This window comes from Acidovorax sp. 56 (assembly GCF_002749705.1).
GTDB lineage: Bacteria > Pseudomonadota > Gammaproteobacteria > Burkholderiales > Burkholderiaceae_C > Acidovorax.
The window spans coordinates 2,832,288-2,848,238 of the sequence record NZ_PEEV01000001.1 but is presented as its reverse complement, the minus strand read 5'-3'; the positions used below and the strand labels follow the sequence as shown (position 1 = coordinate 2,848,238).

Here is a 15,951-nt window from a genome sequence, read left to right as displayed (position 1 = left end):
TTGCTTTACCAGGGGCGCTCGGGCATTCCGGACCACAGCTCGTTGAGGTCCGGAAAGCGCCATTTGTCCGGATCTTCCCGGGCCACTACTTTTTCATTGCAGCCGGGCTCTGCTAGGTCCACCACCTCGGGCGGGATGCGCAGGTCCGACTTGGTGGAGAAAAACACCTTGACGCGGGGCGAGGTGAGCGATTTTTCGCCCTGCTCCATCACCACCCCAATGCGCCCGGACGTCAGCCGCACCAGCGAGCCTACGGGGTAGATGCCAATGCTTTTGACGAAAGCCTGGAACAGGCGCGGGTCAAAGTGGCCCTTGGTCCATTCGGCCATGCGGCGCAGCGATTCAGAGGGGTCCCAGCCGCGCTTGTAGGGGCGATCGGAGGTGATGGCGTCGTACACGTCGCAAATCGCCGTCATGCGGGCAATCAGGGTGATTTCGTCGCCCTTGAGCTTGTCGGGGTAGCCCGATCCGTCGATTTTTTCATGGTGGTGCAGGCAGGCGTCCAGCACAGAGTCTTCGACACTGCCGCCCTCCTTGAGCATGTTGTAGCCCTCGACGGGGTGGCTTTTGATCACCTCAAATTCGTCGTCGGTGAGCTTGCCCGGCTTGTTCAGCACCGCCAGCGGGATGGCGGCCTTGCCCAGGTCGTGCAGCAGGCCTGCCATGCCCGCACTGCGGGTGTGTTCCTCGCTCAGCCCCACTTGCTTGGCCAGCGCCACCATCATGGCGCACACGGCCACCGAGTGCATGTAGGTGTAGTCGTCTGCCGTTTTCAGGCGAGCCAGGCTGATCAGTGCACCCGGGTTGCGGGTGACAGAGTCAGAGATTTCTTCCACCAGATTCTGCGCACTGGCCGAGTCCACCGCCTTGCCCAGGCGCGCTTCATTGAACATCGACACCACCGCGCGCTTGGATTCACTGCAAATCGAGGCGGCCACCCGAAGCTCGTTTTGCATCGTCGCGGGCAGGCGACCCCGTGGGGGCACGGGCGGTGGTGGCGGTGGGGGAGGGGGGGCCATGACGATGGCCGGCATGTCCTCCAGCAGCGCAAACTCCGAGTCGATCTGCAGATCCGCCTCTTCGCGCGACACCGAGGTCACGCCAGCGGCCACGTCCAGGCCCTTGGACGTATCGATCCATACCTCGTCAATGGCCGTTGACTGGATGCGTGCCAGATCCTTGGGGTCTTTCAGCACGAATTTGGCACGCCAGAAGGGGTGATCCATCCAGGACCCACAAAATTCGTGCAGGTACATGCCCAGGGTGAGGTGTTGAATACTGATTCGCTTGAGCATGACAACTATCCAGATCGCAGACTGCCGGAAACACGGAGAACAAACAGTAACCATGTTAGCCTTTTTGTCAGACAACGCCATCGCCAATTGCCACCCCCTTTGAAGAAAATGCCCGCAGCCCCCAGGGCCACCGCCCCGGCAGCCCAGAGTGCTGCCCAAAAAGCCATGCAGAAGCTGGGTCTTCGGCGCGACATCGACCTGGCCCTGCACCTGCCGCTGCGCTACGAGGACGAGACCCGCATCACCCCCCTGGGCAGCGCGCGCGACGGGCAAACCGTGCAGATCGAAGCCACCGTGACCGCCAGCGAGGTGCAACTGCGCCCGCGCCGCCAATTGCTGGTGCAGGTGGAAGACGCCACGGGCACTTGCGAGCTGCGCTTTTTCAGTTTTTACCCATCGCACCAAAAGACCCTGGCGGTGGGCGCGCGCTTGCGCATCCGGGGCGAGGTCAAGGGCGGGTTTTGGGGGCGGCAGATGCTGCACCCGGCGTTTCGCCAGGCGGGTGGCGAGCTGCCCGCCGCGCTCACTCCCGTGTACCCCACCACGGCCGGTTTGGCGCAGCCCTATCTGCGCCGTGCGGTGGTGAATGCGCTGGCGCGGGTGGATTTGTCAGACACCCTGCCGCCGGGGGCAGAGCCGCCTTTTGCTGTTTTTAGGCATCAAAATGGCCACCAAGGCGCATGGAGCTTGCGCGAGGCGCTCATCTTTTTGCACCACCCAACGCCCGATGTGGCACTGTCCACGCTGGAAGACCACAGCCACCCCGCCTGGCAGCGCCTGAAGGCCGAGGAGCTGCTGGCCCAGCAGCTGTCCCAATACCAGTCGCGCCGCGAGCGCGACCGCCTGCGCGCCCCGGTGCTGCGCCCGCAGATGGGCCAGGAGGGCGCGTTGCCCCTGCACGAGCAGCTCATGGCGGTGCTGCCGTTCGACCTGACTGCCGCCCAGCGTCGCGTGGGGGAAGAGATTGCGGCCGACCTGGCCCGACGCGTGCCCATGCACCGGCTGCTGCAGGGCGATGTGGGATCGGGCAAAACCGTGGTGTCGGCCCTGGCCGCGTGCCTGGCCATGGACGCGGGCTGGCAGTGCGCGCTGATGGCCCCCACCGAAATCCTGGCTGAGCAACATTTCGCCAAGATGATCGGCTGGCTCGAACCCCTGCTGGCCGCGCGCGGCCGCAAGGTGGCCTGGCTGGTGGGCGGGCAAAAGAAAAAGGACCGCACCGCCATGCTGGCGCTGGTGGCCAGCGGCGAGGCTGCGCTGGTGGTGGGCACGCATGCTGTGATTCAGGAGCAGGTGCAGTTCAAGAACCTGGCGCTGGCCATCATCGACGAGCAGCACCGCTTTGGCGTCGCGCAGCGGCTGGCGCTGCGGCAAAAGCTGGCGGCAGGCGTCGCCGCCGGGCCGCCCCAAGGCGATGCAGCCCCCTCGGGGGGCAGCGACCCGCGCAGCGGCGGAGCGTGGGGGGCTGTTGCCAGCATGGAGCCGCACATGCTCATGATGAGCGCCACGCCCATCCCGCGTACCTTGGCTATGAGCTACTACGCCGACCTGGATGTGTCGGTGATCGACGAGCTGCCGCCAGGCCGCACGCCCATCGTGACCAAGCTGATTGCCGACAGCCGCAAGGACGAAGTGATCGAACGCATCGGCGCGCAAGTCGAGGCCGGGCGGCAGGTCTACTGGGTGTGCCCGCTGATTGAAGAAAGCGAGGCGCTGGACCTGAGCAATGCCACGGCCACCCATGCCGACCTGAGCGAGGCCTTGCCGGGCTGCATGGTCGGCCTGCTGCACTCGCGCATGCCCACCGCCGAAAAGAAGGCCGTGATGGCGCTCTTCACCAGCGGCCAGATGGGCGTGCTGGTCAGCACCACCGTGATCGAGGTGGGCGTGGACGTGCCCAACGCCTCGCTCATGGTCATCGAACATGCCGAGCGTTTTGGCCTCTCGCAGCTGCACCAGCTGCGCGGCCGGGTGGGGCGCGGCGCGGCGGCGTCGGCGTGCGTACTGCTGTACGCCACCAACGACAGCGGCCGCGTGGGCGAAACCGCCAAGGAACGCCTGCGCGCCATGGCCGAGACCAACGACGGCTTCGAAATCGCCCGGCGCGATCTAGAAATCCGCGGGCCGGGCGAGTTTTTGGGCGCACGCCAGTCCGGCGATGCGCTGCTGCGGTTTGCCGACCTGGCCACCGACACCCATCTGCTCGAATGGGCGCGCGAGCTGGCCCCCCAGATGCTGGACCGCTACCCGGAATTGGCCGCCAAACACGTGGCGCGCTGGTTGGGGGGAAAATCGGACTATCTCAAGGCCTGAGACGCTCGTAACTGTTGTGCGCCAATGGATTTCGATGGAAGGTGCGGACAGCACGGTAAGTGCCTAGAATTGCTGGATGGACGCACAGCCCCTTTTCATTAGCTTGCACGACGAGTCTGCCGGATATGAGATATCCCCGGACAGAGTGCCCCTGGCAGTCTTGCGAACTTTTGTCAAAGACGTAGAGGAGTTCCTTCGAGGAGATGGCGCCGAAGTGGATTTACAGGCGCTGGACGTAGGGGTGGTTAAAGGCTCGCTGGCGATCCAGACGGCCCCTGTGTCGTCGCCAGGCCTTCTGCGGGATCTGCTGCAGCTTGCGGCCTCCGAGCGTTTGGATGGTCTCGATAAAAAGCGCCGGGAAGTGGTGGAACGGTGGCAAAAACTCGCGCGAGGGGCGCGCCGCTGCGTGTTTCGAATTGCCGTCCCAGGCATTCCGCAACGGGACATCAGCATCAGCGCTGCTACTGACTTCCATGCGGACGACGCAGACCAGTGGGTCCAGGTTGAGCGCTACCTGCAGGGTGAGATTGTTGAAATGGGCGGACTTAAGAAAGTCAATGCGCATATTCGTTTGCCCGATGGCACTTTGATTCCTGTGGAGTCGGATCGCGAATTTTTCCGCAGCGATACGGTGAATCGCCTATACAAGGTCGCCATGGCCCGCATCAGTGCGGAGTACAACGTGGTGACGCGAAAGTACCGCAATGCGCGGTTGCTCGGTTTTGAAGAGCACCAGCAGACTTTGGACGAAGCGCAGTTGCGCCGTTTGACGGAGCGAGGTGCGAAAGCCTGGAGGGGCGTGCCTAGTGCGAGCGATTGGGTGGACTCTCTGCGGGGAGGTACGGTTTGACCTCGATTCTCCTGGATACGAGTTACTTGATCACGCTGGCAGACCCTGGGCGCGCGCACCACGAGACAGCCAAGCGTTATCTGCGCGAGGCGTTGGCTCAGGGCTGTCCTTTGTATTTGTCTGCCGTGGTCGCTTCAGAGTTTCAAGTGGGACAACCTGTGAGCGACCTCCCTTTGCGCAATTTTCACGTATTGCCCTTCAATATCGACCACGCCATGACCTCCGGTAATTTCATGCGTGCGCTGTCGCGGGATACGGGCGACGACCGGGTGGCAGTGAAAGACGACGTCAAATTGCTGGCGCAAATGGTGTGCGAGTCCATCACGCACATCCTCACCGAAGATTCAAACACCCTGGTGAAGTACCTGGGAAGACTCCGCAACCAAGGTCAAGCATCTGCGCAGGCAATTGTTCTGGCGGAAGGTTTTGATGCTGCCTGGTTCAATGGGGGGCAAAAACACCTCCTGGATGAATAGCACTGCTGGCAGTTCACCATGACACTCACCGAACTCAAGTACATCGTTGCGGTGGCCCGCGAGAAGCACTTTGGCCATGCGGCCGACGCCTGCTATGTGTCGCAACCCACGCTCTCGGTGGCCATCAAGAAGCTGGAAGAAGAGCTGGATGTGAAGCTGTTCGAGCGCAGCGCGGGCGAAGTCACGGTGACCCCGCTGGGCGAAGACATTGTTCGCCAGGCGCAGAGCGTGCTGGAACAGGCAGCGGCCATCAAGGAAATCGCCAAGCGCGGCAAGGACCCGCTGGCCGGGCCGCTCACGCTGGGGGTTATCTACACCATCGGGCCCTATCTGCTGCCCGAGCTGGTGCGCCAGTCCATTACCCGCACGCCGCAGATGCCGCTGATGCTGCAGGAGAACTTCACCGTCAAGCTGCTGGAGATGCTGCGCACGGGCGAGATCGACTGCGCCATCCTGGCCGAGCCCTTCCCCGACACCGGCCTGGCCATGGCGCCGCTGTATGACGAGCCCTTCATGGCGGCGGTGCCCAGCACGCACCCGCTGGCGGCCAAGAAGTCGGTTACGGCGGCTGAACTCAAGAACGAAACCATGTTGCTGCTGGGTGCGGGCCATTGCTTCCGGGACCATGTGCTGGAGGTGTGTCCCGAGTTCGCACGCTTTGCGAGCAATGCTGAGGGCATCCGCAAGTCGTTTGAAGGCTCATCACTGGAGACCATCAAGCACATGGTGGCCGCGGGCATGGGCGTGACGCTGGTGCCGCGCCTGTCGGTGCCGCGCGATGCGCTGCTCACCGTGTCACGCCGCCGCAAGAGCGACGAGAGCTACATCCGCTACCTGCCCATTCAGGAGAAAGACGGCGGCCCGCCACCCGTGCGGCGTGTGGTGTTGGCCTGGCGGCGCAGTTTCACGCGCTACGAAGCCATTGCCTCGCTGCGCAACGCCATTTACGCTTGCGAACTGCCGGGTGTGACGCGCCTGTCCTGACGCTGGCTGGCGCGGGGTGTGGGGCCTGCTGGCCCGTCGCGGCGGTCGATGGGGTGAAACTTTTTGTTACCCCCGCTCCGTCACTGGGCGGGGCTACACTCGCGCCGCGCTGGCACCGCGTGCCCGGCGTTTGCATTGTGTTTGCATTCCCCTGACCCGCAACGTTGCCGACCACATGGCAACGGCGGCTTATGACTCCAAGAAGAGAGAGGTTCTCATGAAGAAGCTTTGGCTCACCGCCACGCTGGTGGCTGCCCTGTCCGCCTGTTCCACTGTGCCCCAGGCCAGCGGCCCCCTCAAAAAAGCCGAGATGGACCGCATTGCGGCATCGCCCGCCGCCATGTCGGCCACCGCCGCGTCCGGCAGCTTCAGCCAGTTCCTGGCGTTGTCGGCGCAAATGCAGCCCGAGCTGGCCCCCGCCGTGGCGGCCTACAACAGCAAGGCCACGCTGCAGGGCGATGACCTCGTCAACATCAGCCGCCTGCTGGGCCTGTACAACCGCCTGAAGAACCAGACCGCCGTGATCGACGCCACTGCGCGCATGGTGGCCATTCCCACGGTGCGAGCCGACAAGGTGCCGCCGCACGAAGACCAGCACATCATTGCCTTCGGCACCTTGGTGGAAGGCATGGCCAAAGAGTTTGGCCTGCAATACCGCAACGTGGACAACCGCATCTTTGAGGTGAAGCTGCCCGGTAGCGGCCCCGAAGAGTTCGGCATCCTGACCCACGCCGACGTGGTGCCCGTGGTGGCCGACGAATGGGTGCTGGACGACGGCACCAAGCTCGATCCCTTCAAGCTGACCCGCGTGGGTGGCAACCTGTACGGCCGGGGCTCCATTGACGACAAGGGCTCCATCGCCACCGTGCTGTACGCCATGAAGGCAGTGAAGGAAAGCGGCCTGCCGCTGGCCCGCACCATCCGCCTCATGATCGAAACCACCGAAGAAACCGGTGGCGACGCGATGAAGTACTACCGCACCAAGACCACGCTGCCTGAGTACAACATCGTGCTCGACAGCAAGTACCCCGCCGTGGTGGCTGAAAAGGGATCGGGCGCGCTGCGCACCACTTTCACTCTGGGCGCCGCCGCAGGCAACCAGCCCACCATCGTGGCCATGGCGGGCGCCGCATCGGCCAACGCCGTGCCCCAGACGGCCACGGCCCGCCTGCGTGGCGGCAATGCCGACGCCACCGCCCGCCAGCTCAGCGCCGGCAAGGACGCCTTTGTCGGCAAATACACCGGTCAGGGCGGCAAGTTCAGCATCGATGTGGCGCGTGAAGGCGCAGACGTGCTGGTCAAGGTCACAGGCGTCTCGGCCCACGGCTCGCGCCCCGAAGAAGGTGTGAACCCGCTGCCGCGCCTGGCGCTGTTCCTGCAGCAATCGGGGGTGGCTGTGGCCGCCAATGGCTATGCCCAGGCCGTGCGCTACATCGCTGATCTGTATGGCGTGGACTACCTGGGCCGCACCATCGGCCTGGCCTACAGCGACGACTTCATGGGCCCGCTGACCATGTCGCCCAACCTGATCCGTGAGAAAGACGGCAAGGTCGATGTGCTGGTGAACGTGCGCATGCCCCGTGGCAACACGCCCGAGGCCCTGGCCAAGGCCACCACCGAACGCATCAAGGCCTGGGGCACCCAGGCCGGTGTGGCGGTCGAGGTGGACCACAACCAAGGCAACTGGATGGCCCGCGACCCCAAGGGCGCCTGGCTGGCCACGCTGCTCAACACCTTTGGCGACACCACTGGCCTGCCCGCGCAGCCTGTGCCCACGGCTGGCAGCACCACGGCCAAGCTGATGCCCAACGCCATCAACTTTGGCCCCGCCATGCCTGGCAAGAAGTACACGGCCCACAACGCCAAGGAGTTCAAGGAAGTGGTGGACCTGGACGCGGACATGCAGATGTTCACCGAAATGCTGGTGCGCATCGGCAACCTGCCGCAAATGCAGTGAACCTGCGGTTGGGGGCCTCCCGTGTGTTTTCTGGGCCCCGGTTCTTGATCCAGGTGCAAGCCACCGGCATCGGCTGACAGGCGATGCCGGTGGCTTGCGCTACAGTGGCTGAGGACTCCGCGCGCAGCGCTCACACGGGCCAGTCAGCGCGGGGCGTTTCATGTTTCAGCACGGAAGGACCCCCATGGCCAAAGCTCCTGGCAAAGCCGCACCCGGCAAGACCTCTGCCCCCAGCATCAACATCGGCATCAGCGACAAGGATCGCGCTGCCATCGCCCAGGGCCTGTCGCGCCTGCTGGCCGACACCTACACCCTGTACCTCACCACCCACAACTTCCACTGGAACGTGACGGGCCCCATGTTCAACACGCTGCACACCATGTTCATGGCGCAGTACACCGAGCTGTGGAACGCGGTGGACCCGATTGCCGAGCGCATCCGTTCGCTGGGCCACGTGGCTCCGGGCTCGTACGCCGAGTTTGGCAAGCTGGCCACCGTGCCCGACGCCCCCGCCAAGCCGCCCAAGGCGCTGGACATGGTGCGTGTGCTGGTCGAAGGCCACGAGGCCGTGGCCCGCACTGCGCGCAGCCTGTTCCCTCTGGCCGACAAAGCCAGCGACGAGCCCACGGCCGACCTGCTGACGCAGCGCCTGACGGTGCACGAACAGACGGCGTGGATGCTGCGCTCGCTGCTCGAAGAGTAAGAGCGGCTAACAAAACCCTTCTGGCGTCGTTGCCGCGTCTTGTCGTACTACTTGTACTGCCTGCGACGCGGCGCCTAGCCAGAACCGCTGCGCTGGGTTTTGTTACCCGCTCTAAGCCAGCCGCTGCGCTGTGAACCGAACGCCCGGCGGCCGCAAGGCCCCGGGCGTTTTTCTGGCCGGGCCGATGCCGGGCCTGCATCTGGGAAAATCCCGCCCCATGACCGCCGCCACCACCGTCCCCCGCAGCCGCTTTTCGCTTTATCTCGACCTCATCCGCTGGGACCGCCCCGCCGGCTGGCTGGTGTGCCTGTGGCCCACACTGTCTGCGCTGTGGATTGCGGCCGATGGTTTCCCCGGCTGGCACCTGCTGGTGGTGTTTGTGCTGGGCACCTTCCTCATGCGCAGCGCCGGCTGCTGCGTGAACGATGTGGCCGACCGCGACTTTGACAAACACGTCAAGCGCACGGCGCAGCGGCCCGTGACCACGGGCGCCGTGTCGGTGAAAGAGGCGCTGGGTTTGGGCGCTGTGCTGGCCCTCGTGTCGTTTGGCCTGGTGCTCACCACCAACACCGCTGCCATCCTCTGGTCCGTGCCTGCCGTGCTGGTGGCCATTGCCTACCCGTTCACCAAGCGCCTTATCTCCATGCCGCAGGCGGTGCTGGGCATTGCGTTCAACTTTGGCATCGTCATCGCCTTCGCTGCGGTGCAGGGCAGCGTTCCCGCCGTGGCGTGGTGGATGTGGCTGGGCAATATGTTCTGGGTGCTGGCCTATGACACCGAATACGCCATGGTGGACCGCGACGACGACCTCAAGATCGGCATCAAGACCTCGGCCATCACCCTGGGCCGCTTCGACGTGGTGGGCATTGTGCTGTTCTATCTGCTTTTCATAGGAATTTGGGCTGTGGCGCTTGCTCCTTATGCGCTGGGTGCTATTTTTTATATAGCAATTGCTGCAGCGCTGGCACAGGCCGTGTGGCACTTCACGTTGATCCGCACGCGCACCCGAGAGGGCTGCTTCAAGGCGTTTCGCATCAACCACTGGCTGGGCGCCACGGTGTTTGCGGGCATTGCGGGCAGTTACCTGCTGCGGTGGCTGGGGGGGGTTGGGGCTTGAGGCTGCACGGCGCCGCAGCGGCCTGGCGATCGCTTGGAGGCCTCTTAGGCGGAGCGCGTCAAAGTGGCCCCAGTTTCTGCACTCGTGGCGCGGATGGTTGCAAGGTGTAAGGATTGTTGGGAGGTGTGTGGATGGCGCTTTGTGGCGCTTTCCTGAGCAGGGGGGCTCGATAAGATCGTGCGCCCTGTGCAGTCTCGGTTGGCCGAGCGATGGGCGCCGGTTCCCCTTCCTTGTCCCCCTTTCCTCGTCTGGCTTGCATGAAATCACCCACTTTCCCCCGTGCTGCACGTTGCCTGTTCACCGCAGCCGCGCTGCTGAGCCTGGCGGCCCCCGCGCTGTCTGCCGACTACAGCCCCTACCCCAAGGCCGGTGTGTATGACGCCAGCGACAGCCGGTTCGAGCGCGTGTTGACCGTCAAGCCCAATGGCAAGTTCACGCTGGAGGTCTCGGAGATCGGCAAGCCGGGCCAGTTGCGCAGCGGTGCTGGCGAAGGCCGTTTGTCCGACGCGCCTGGCGGCTGGAGCTTCAGCGAAGGCCGTTGCAGCATGACCTTGAAGCGCGCGGCAGGTGGCATGCAGCTGCATGTCGAGACCTGTGCCAGTGCCTGGGGCGATGTGCCGTTTGACGGCAAGTACCAATTCAAGGGCGAAGCGGCCCCCATGCCTGTGGCCAAGGCGGCGCCCGCACCAGCGGCTGCCGCGCCGTCCGCTGCGCCCGTGCCCCTTGCCGCCCCGCAGCCTTCCGGTGGGCCCTTGCCATCGCGCAAAGAACTGCGCCAGCAATGGTCCAACCTGTCGTCTGACACCGTGGCGGGCAAGAGCGCGGGCTTTTGGGCCCAGTCGACCGCAGGCAGCACCGCCGGCAATGGCCTGGAACGGTTTTCCCGGGCGGGCTTTGTGGTGGATGTGACGAGCGACTATGACCGCTTGCCCCCCGCAGAAATGGCCAAGTCCCCGCTGAAACTGGTGGAGGTTCCCCTGCCTATGGTCTCCGCCAAGGAGGGGCTGGAGTTTGAGGTCGATTGCAGATTTGGCAAGTTCAACAAGGTGGTGGCCATCAACGTGAGCAGCCTGGGCAAAGGCAACCAAATGACCCGCAAGCGGGCCAGTGCGTGGGCCTTGGACGACCGTTGGCAGCCTGTGGAGATCAAGCCCGCCCACAAGGCCAAGTGCCCGCAAGGGATGTATTGAGCGGGACCCGCGCCGCCCCTTTGAAGCAGCCCTGGCGCCCGCCGCAGCGCCATGGGTTCGCCATTAAACTCGGCCGCTGCCGATGAACTCCCAGAGACGCCCATGACCCGCAATCCACTGACCGCTACTGTGATTGGCGGCAACGCCGTCGTGACGCAACCCCCCGCTCAGGAGGCGCTGTCCGTGGCGGCGGTTTCGGCCGCTCCTGTGGCGTTGCCTGCGCACTTTCCCGTCACGCTCCACGCCGATCAACAGCAGCTGGTGCAGCAAAACCTGTCGCAGGTGGACTTTCTGACCCTGCCCACGCGCGAGGTCGTCACTCTGGGCGGCGACGTGGAAACGGCCCTGCACCGCACGCTCGATGGTTTTCTCTCGCGCATCGACCATGGCAACGATCCCAAAATCTTCAAGCTGATCGCGAACCTCAAAGAGGCCGTCGACAAGGAAGACCTGCCCGCGCTGGCGCAGCGCATCCTGAACCCCGAGCCCACCTTGCTCTCGCGCATTGGTGGCCTGTTCAACAAGGCGGCTGCCGCCAAGGCGCTGGCCGCCGTGTGGGAGGAAACGCGCCGCATCGCCCTGGGCAAGACCAAGACGCTGGTCGATGTGGTGCAAAAGATGGATGGCGAGCTGCGCCAGGAGCAGCACAAGCTCGACACCGAAATCCGTGCGCTGGAGCAGCTCAAGGAGTCGTACCGCGACCGCTACAGCGACTTTGTCGTGGTGGTGGCCTTCTTGTCGCTGTTTTTGGCGCGTGCGCGCGAGCAGGTGGCGCAGGCCGAGTTGAGCGCCCAGCCCGGCAATCCGCAAGACACGGCCCACGTCACCGAACTCAAAGACAAGCTGCAGGCGCTGGAATCGCGCGCGTTGGCGCTCGAAGGCACGCTCAGTCGCCTGCCTGCCGACCAACTCGTGATCCGGCAATTGCAAAACGCCGCCATTGCCACGCTGCAGGAAACCACCACCACCGCATCGAGCCGCTTTGCCAGCATCAAGATGACGCTGCTCACCCTGCATGGCGCGCTGGTCACCCAGTCGGTGCAGCAGTTGGCCGACCAAGGCGCCGCGCTGGACCAGAACCTGGCCGGTGTGCGCTCGGCGTTGATGAAAGACGTGGTCACCAAGGCCGCCAACGCGCCGGGCGACAACCGCCTGGCCCAGGCGCAGCAGCTGCAGGCCATCGTGGCCGACACCGCGCAGCTGGTGGGCGTGGTGGAGCAAGCCCGTGCCGACAACCAGCAAAAGTTTGCCCAGGCCCGCGAGATGTTTGCCCAGGCCCGCCAGGACATGCTGGCCGTGGGCCAGCAGCTGCGCCCCGACCAGGCCCTGAAATACTGACCCTGGCCCCCGCCCCGCGCAATGCGCAATGCGCAGTGAGTGCGGGGTGCCCAGACACCCCCTGATGTTGTCCCGAAGGAAACCGACATGGCCCTTGAACTGAAGCTCTCCAAGCCCGGCGATACCGCCCCCAAACTGTCTCTGAACCTGGCCAAGCCTGCGCGCTTCACGGTGGAGCTGTCGTGGGATTCGGCGCACGACTTGGACACCCATGCGCTGCTGGCCACCAATGGCGGTGGTGGCGCCAAGGTCACCAGTTTTGACCAGGTGCTGAGCACCTACAACGCCAAGAAGACCAACCCGCAAGGCGTTTTGACCACCAACGCCGATGGCTCGTTCTCCACGCCCGAAGGCGGCATCACCCACTCGGGCGATGCACGCACCGGCGTGAACCTGGACGTGGACGAAACCCTGTCGATTGACGGCAGCAAGATCCCTGCGGGCGTGAACGAGATCCCGATCTTCGTGACCATCCACGCTGCAGCTGGCGCCAACTTCTCGTCCGTGAAAAACGCGGGCATCCGCATCAAGAACGACCAGGGCCTGGTGCTGGGCGAGTACCTGCTGTCCAACGAATTCGGTCCTTTCAACGCGGTGCAGATGGGCAGCCTGCTGCTGGACGGCAGCGGCTGGCATTACCTGGCCGCAGGCAGCGGGTTCAACGGCGATTTCAACTTCATCCTGTCGCACTTTTCGTGAGCGGCGAGGCGGGGGCGCAGTCCGTGTTCTGTAACGCCCCCTTTGAATCCATGCCCCTTGCCGGATGAAGCCCAAAGTCATCACCCACACCCCTGCCAGCCCGCAGGCGGAAGCCGCCGCCACGCCGGGGCCTGACGCCGCAGGTGGCGCGGGCTTGCGGGCCACGGTCATTGCGCCGGGTGGGGTGCCTGCCACGGTGCAGGGAGCATCGCGCCCCGCGCCCACCACGGTGGCGCCGCAGCCGGGTGTTGCACCCATTGCATCGCCCAGTGCTTCATCCGGGGCGCAAAAGGCCCCGCCCTCGGTGGTGCCGGGCACGATTCGCCGGGGTGTGGAGGTCAGCCTGCCGGAGCTGGTCCAGCGCTTTCCGGCCGCGATGCCCGAGGCGCTGCAGCAAGCCCAGCGCCTGCTGCAGGCCACCATCGTCGATACCCTGAGCGCAACCCAGGCCGCCCGCTGGGGCGAAGAGGCCCAGCAGCGCTATGGCGCGCTGGTCGATGCCTCGTTGCAGATCACCCAGGCCACCACGCTGCAGACCAGCCTGCGCCATGTGGCACGTTTGCATGCGCTGCTGCAAGGCATTGCCGACGAATGGCTGGCCCCCGCCAAGTCGCCGCTGCTGTTCTGGAAGACCAGCGCTGGGCCCGCCGCGCTGTTGCAGGCCAGCCAGGGCGAGCTGGCGCAACTGCGCCAGCACCTGGCCGAGGCCTTGCCCGCCCTGCGCAGCCTGCAGGCCGAGCTGCAAGGCATTGGCAGCGAACTGGCTCCGCTGGCCGTGCGGCTGGAGGCGCAAAGCCTGGCCGCGCACTACCTGGCCGATCTGCTGGACTCTGGCGCCGATCCACGCGCCTATGCCTTGCTGCAACGCGCCAGCGCGCTGGCGCAGACCGTGCTGCACATCCATGGGGGCCTGCAGCTGCGCCAAGGCAGCCAGCACAGCCTGGATGGGCTGATCCACCGCATCCAGGACACCGTGCTGATGGCCCTGCCTGCGTGGACAGAAAAAGTGGCCCTGGCCACCCAGGCGCGGCAGTTGAACGACACCGAACGCTACGCCCTGGCGCAGCAACTGCAAGGCCTGCTGGGCCTGCTCCACCTCTCTTAACTTGACGGACGACCGAACATGGCGCTCACCCTGGACCTGAACAAATCGCAACAAGCCCTGGTGCTCAACCTGGCCAAGGCGGGCGTGAGCGAACCGCCCAAAGTGGACGTAGCGTTTGTGATGGATGTCTCCGGCTCGTTTGACGACGAGCACCGCCAGGGCGTGACGAACGACCTGCTCACACGCCTGATCCCCTGGGCCGCGCTGTTCGACCCGGACCAGAAGATGGAGGTCTACACCTTCTCCAACGGCCCCCGCAATGTGCACCATGCCGCCGATGTGAGCGCCAAGAACTACGCGGGCTATGTGCAGCGCGAAATCATTGGTTGCCCCGGCTATATGGGGGCGACCGACTACTCGTATGTGCTGGAGAGGGTGTTGACCGACTTCGGGTGGATGACCGAGAAGCCCAAGGGTTTTCTGAGCCGCTTGTTCGGCGGCGGCGAAGCCCCGCCACCTGTCGCCAAGCCGCGCCAGACGCTGATCTTCTTTGTGACCGATGGCGAAAGCGCCGACGAGGCCCGGACCACTGCGCTGCTGTCTGCCTCACAGGCGCGGGGCGACGGGGTGTACTTTCACTTTTTGGGGGTGAGTAACCAGTCCGCCCAGTTCCCCTACATCCAGGGCCTGGGGGACAAGTTCAGCAACGTGGGCTTCACGGCGGTGAACCGGGTGCGCCAATGGGTGCAGCAGCCGGACGATGCCATCAACCAGTCGCTCATCAGCGACGAGCTGGTGGCCTGGCTGAAGGCGGGGCGTGCCTGAGGGGCGTTCGCTGTTTGGGGTTGATTTGCTATTAAAAATATAGCTGCTAGCGCTTATTCAATAAGCGCTAGCAGCTAATTTTGCTTGATGTTTTAGGCGTCAGCCGCCGAACTCGTTGCCCAGCTCGTCCGCCCGCTGGCGCGCGGCTTCCATAGCGCGCTCAAAGGCCGGGCCCACACCAGCGCCTTCCATGGATTGCAGCGCCGCGTAGGTGGTGCCGCCCTTGGACGTGACGCGCTGGCGCAGCACGGCCGGGGGCTCGTCAGAGCGGCGGGCCAGTTCAGAGGCGCCCACAAACGTGCCCACGGCCAGTTGGTGCGCCTGCTGCTCGCTCAGGCCCATGCCTACCCCGGCGCGGGCCATGGCTTCGAGGAAGTAGAAAACATAGGCCGGGCCCGAGCCGGAGAGGGCCGTGACGGCATCCAGCTGCTTTTCGCTCTCCACCCACAGGAACTCGCCGGTGGACGCCATGATGGCTTCCACACTCTGGCGCTCGGCTGGCGTCACGGCAGGGCGGGCGTAGATGGCGCTCATGCCCTTGCCCACCAGGGCCGGTGTGTTGGGCATGGTGCGCACGATGCGCTCGGTGCCGAGCCATTGCGCGATGCTGCTGGAGCGGATGCCTGCGGCCACGCTCAGGTGCAGGGCGGCCGGGGTGTGGGACTTGGCCTGTGCGGTCGCGTCCTTGAAGGTTTGCGGCTTGACGGCCCAGACCACGATGCCTGCGCGCTGCAGGGCGGGGCCGGCCTCGGCCTGGGCTTCAATGCCGTAGTTTTTGCGCAGCGCCTCGCGTGCTTCGGCCCAGGGTTCCACCACCTCGATCTGGCTGGCAGGCAGGCCCTGGTGGATCAGCCCGCCAATGATGGCGCTGGCCATGTTGCCGCCGCCGATGAAAGCGATGACGGGCAGGGTGGAGGCAGAAGCGGGGGCAGAGGAGGTGCTCATGGTTCAGGCAATAGATGATGGTCAACGCAGGCATGCGATGGTATCCGCGTTGCATGGTGGGCATGGGAGTTGATGGCAAGCAGATCAGCACCAGAATCGCGCCAATCCACTCTATCCCCCCTCCGTTCGGTGAGGTAGCCCGCCTGCGATCTGGGCGCGGCCCATGCCGGTGCTCCCGCGCAAGGGCAGCCCCGCCGCGCTGGGAGCGTCCCCC

At 64.9% G+C, this 15,951-nt stretch carries 14 protein-coding genes; 12 read left to right on the top strand and 2 right to left on the bottom strand.

Annotated features, from left to right (window positions below; all coding sequences use genetic code 11):
* Positions 1-5: 5 nt before the first annotated feature.
* On the bottom strand, positions 6-1,295 hold the full coding sequence (locus CLU88_RS12680; protein WP_099656905.1) for an HD-GYP domain-containing protein: 1,290 nt from the start codon (positions 1,293-1,295) through the stop codon (positions 6-8).
* Between the two features lie 108 nt (positions 1,296-1,403).
* Between CLU88_RS12680 and recG the strand changes: the two genes are divergently transcribed.
* From recG to CLU88_RS12620, 12 genes are all read left to right on the top strand, one after another.
* Positions 1,404-3,608: an ATP-dependent DNA helicase RecG gene (gene recG, locus CLU88_RS12675; RefSeq protein ID WP_099656904.1), complete on the top strand. Its 2,205-nt coding sequence runs from the start codon at positions 1,404-1,406 to the stop codon at positions 3,606-3,608.
* A 76-nt stretch (positions 3,609-3,684) separates the two neighbouring features.
* Positions 3,685-4,458, top strand: a complete 774-nt coding sequence (locus tag CLU88_RS12670) for a hypothetical protein (protein ID WP_099656903.1) — start codon at positions 3,685-3,687, stop codon at positions 4,456-4,458.
* Entirely contained in the window at positions 4,455-4,934 is a 480-nt protein-coding gene (locus CLU88_RS12665; RefSeq protein ID WP_099656902.1) for a hypothetical protein, read from the top strand. Before CLU88_RS12670 ends, CLU88_RS12665 begins: the two co-directional genes overlap by 4 nt.
* 18 nt (positions 4,935-4,952) lie before the next feature.
* Positions 4,953-5,918: a LysR substrate-binding domain-containing protein gene (locus CLU88_RS12660; protein WP_099656901.1), complete on the top strand. Its 966-nt coding sequence runs from the start codon at positions 4,953-4,955 to the stop codon at positions 5,916-5,918.
* Positions 5,919-6,135: 217 nt separating this feature from the next.
* A complete protein-coding gene (locus CLU88_RS12655) occupies positions 6,136-7,875 on the top strand; it encodes a dipeptidase (protein ID WP_099656900.1) in 1,740 nt (579 codons plus the stop codon).
* Positions 7,876-8,059: 184 nt separating this feature from the next.
* Positions 8,060-8,578 carry a Dps family protein gene (locus CLU88_RS12650; RefSeq protein ID WP_056647935.1) on the top strand — a complete coding sequence of 173 codons (519 nt, stop codon included), beginning with the start codon at positions 8,060-8,062 and terminating at the stop codon, positions 8,576-8,578.
* A 217-nt stretch (positions 8,579-8,795) separates the two neighbouring features.
* Positions 8,796-9,695, top strand: a complete 900-nt coding sequence (ubiA, locus tag CLU88_RS12645) for a 4-hydroxybenzoate octaprenyltransferase (protein ID WP_099658837.1) — start codon at positions 8,796-8,798, stop codon at positions 9,693-9,695.
* Between the two features lie 257 nt (positions 9,696-9,952).
* Entirely contained in the window at positions 9,953-10,885 is a 933-nt protein-coding gene (locus tag CLU88_RS12640; RefSeq protein ID WP_199173446.1) for a hypothetical protein, read from the top strand.
* Between the two features lie 102 nt (positions 10,886-10,987).
* Positions 10,988-12,223, top strand: coding sequence for a hypothetical protein (locus CLU88_RS12635; protein WP_143225996.1), 1,236 nt, complete (start codon positions 10,988-10,990; stop codon positions 12,221-12,223).
* 87 nt (positions 12,224-12,310) lie between these two features.
* Positions 12,311-12,922: a TerD family protein gene (locus CLU88_RS12630; RefSeq protein ID WP_099656898.1), complete on the top strand. Its 612-nt coding sequence runs from the start codon at positions 12,311-12,313 to the stop codon at positions 12,920-12,922.
* Between the two features lie 64 nt (positions 12,923-12,986).
* Positions 12,987-14,027: a hypothetical protein gene (locus CLU88_RS12625; protein ID WP_099656897.1), complete on the top strand. Its 1,041-nt coding sequence runs from the start codon at positions 12,987-12,989 to the stop codon at positions 14,025-14,027.
* A gap of 18 nt (positions 14,028-14,045) precedes the next feature.
* Positions 14,046-14,792, top strand: coding sequence for a VWA domain-containing protein (locus CLU88_RS12620; RefSeq protein ID WP_099656896.1), 747 nt, complete (start codon positions 14,046-14,048; stop codon positions 14,790-14,792).
* Between the two features lie 99 nt (positions 14,793-14,891).
* On the opposite strand, the gene proC is transcribed toward CLU88_RS12620, so the two are convergent.
* Positions 14,892-15,737, bottom strand: a complete 846-nt coding sequence (gene proC, locus CLU88_RS12615; protein WP_099656895.1) for a pyrroline-5-carboxylate reductase — start codon at positions 15,735-15,737, stop codon at positions 14,892-14,894.
* Positions 15,738-15,951 lie beyond the last annotated feature (214 nt).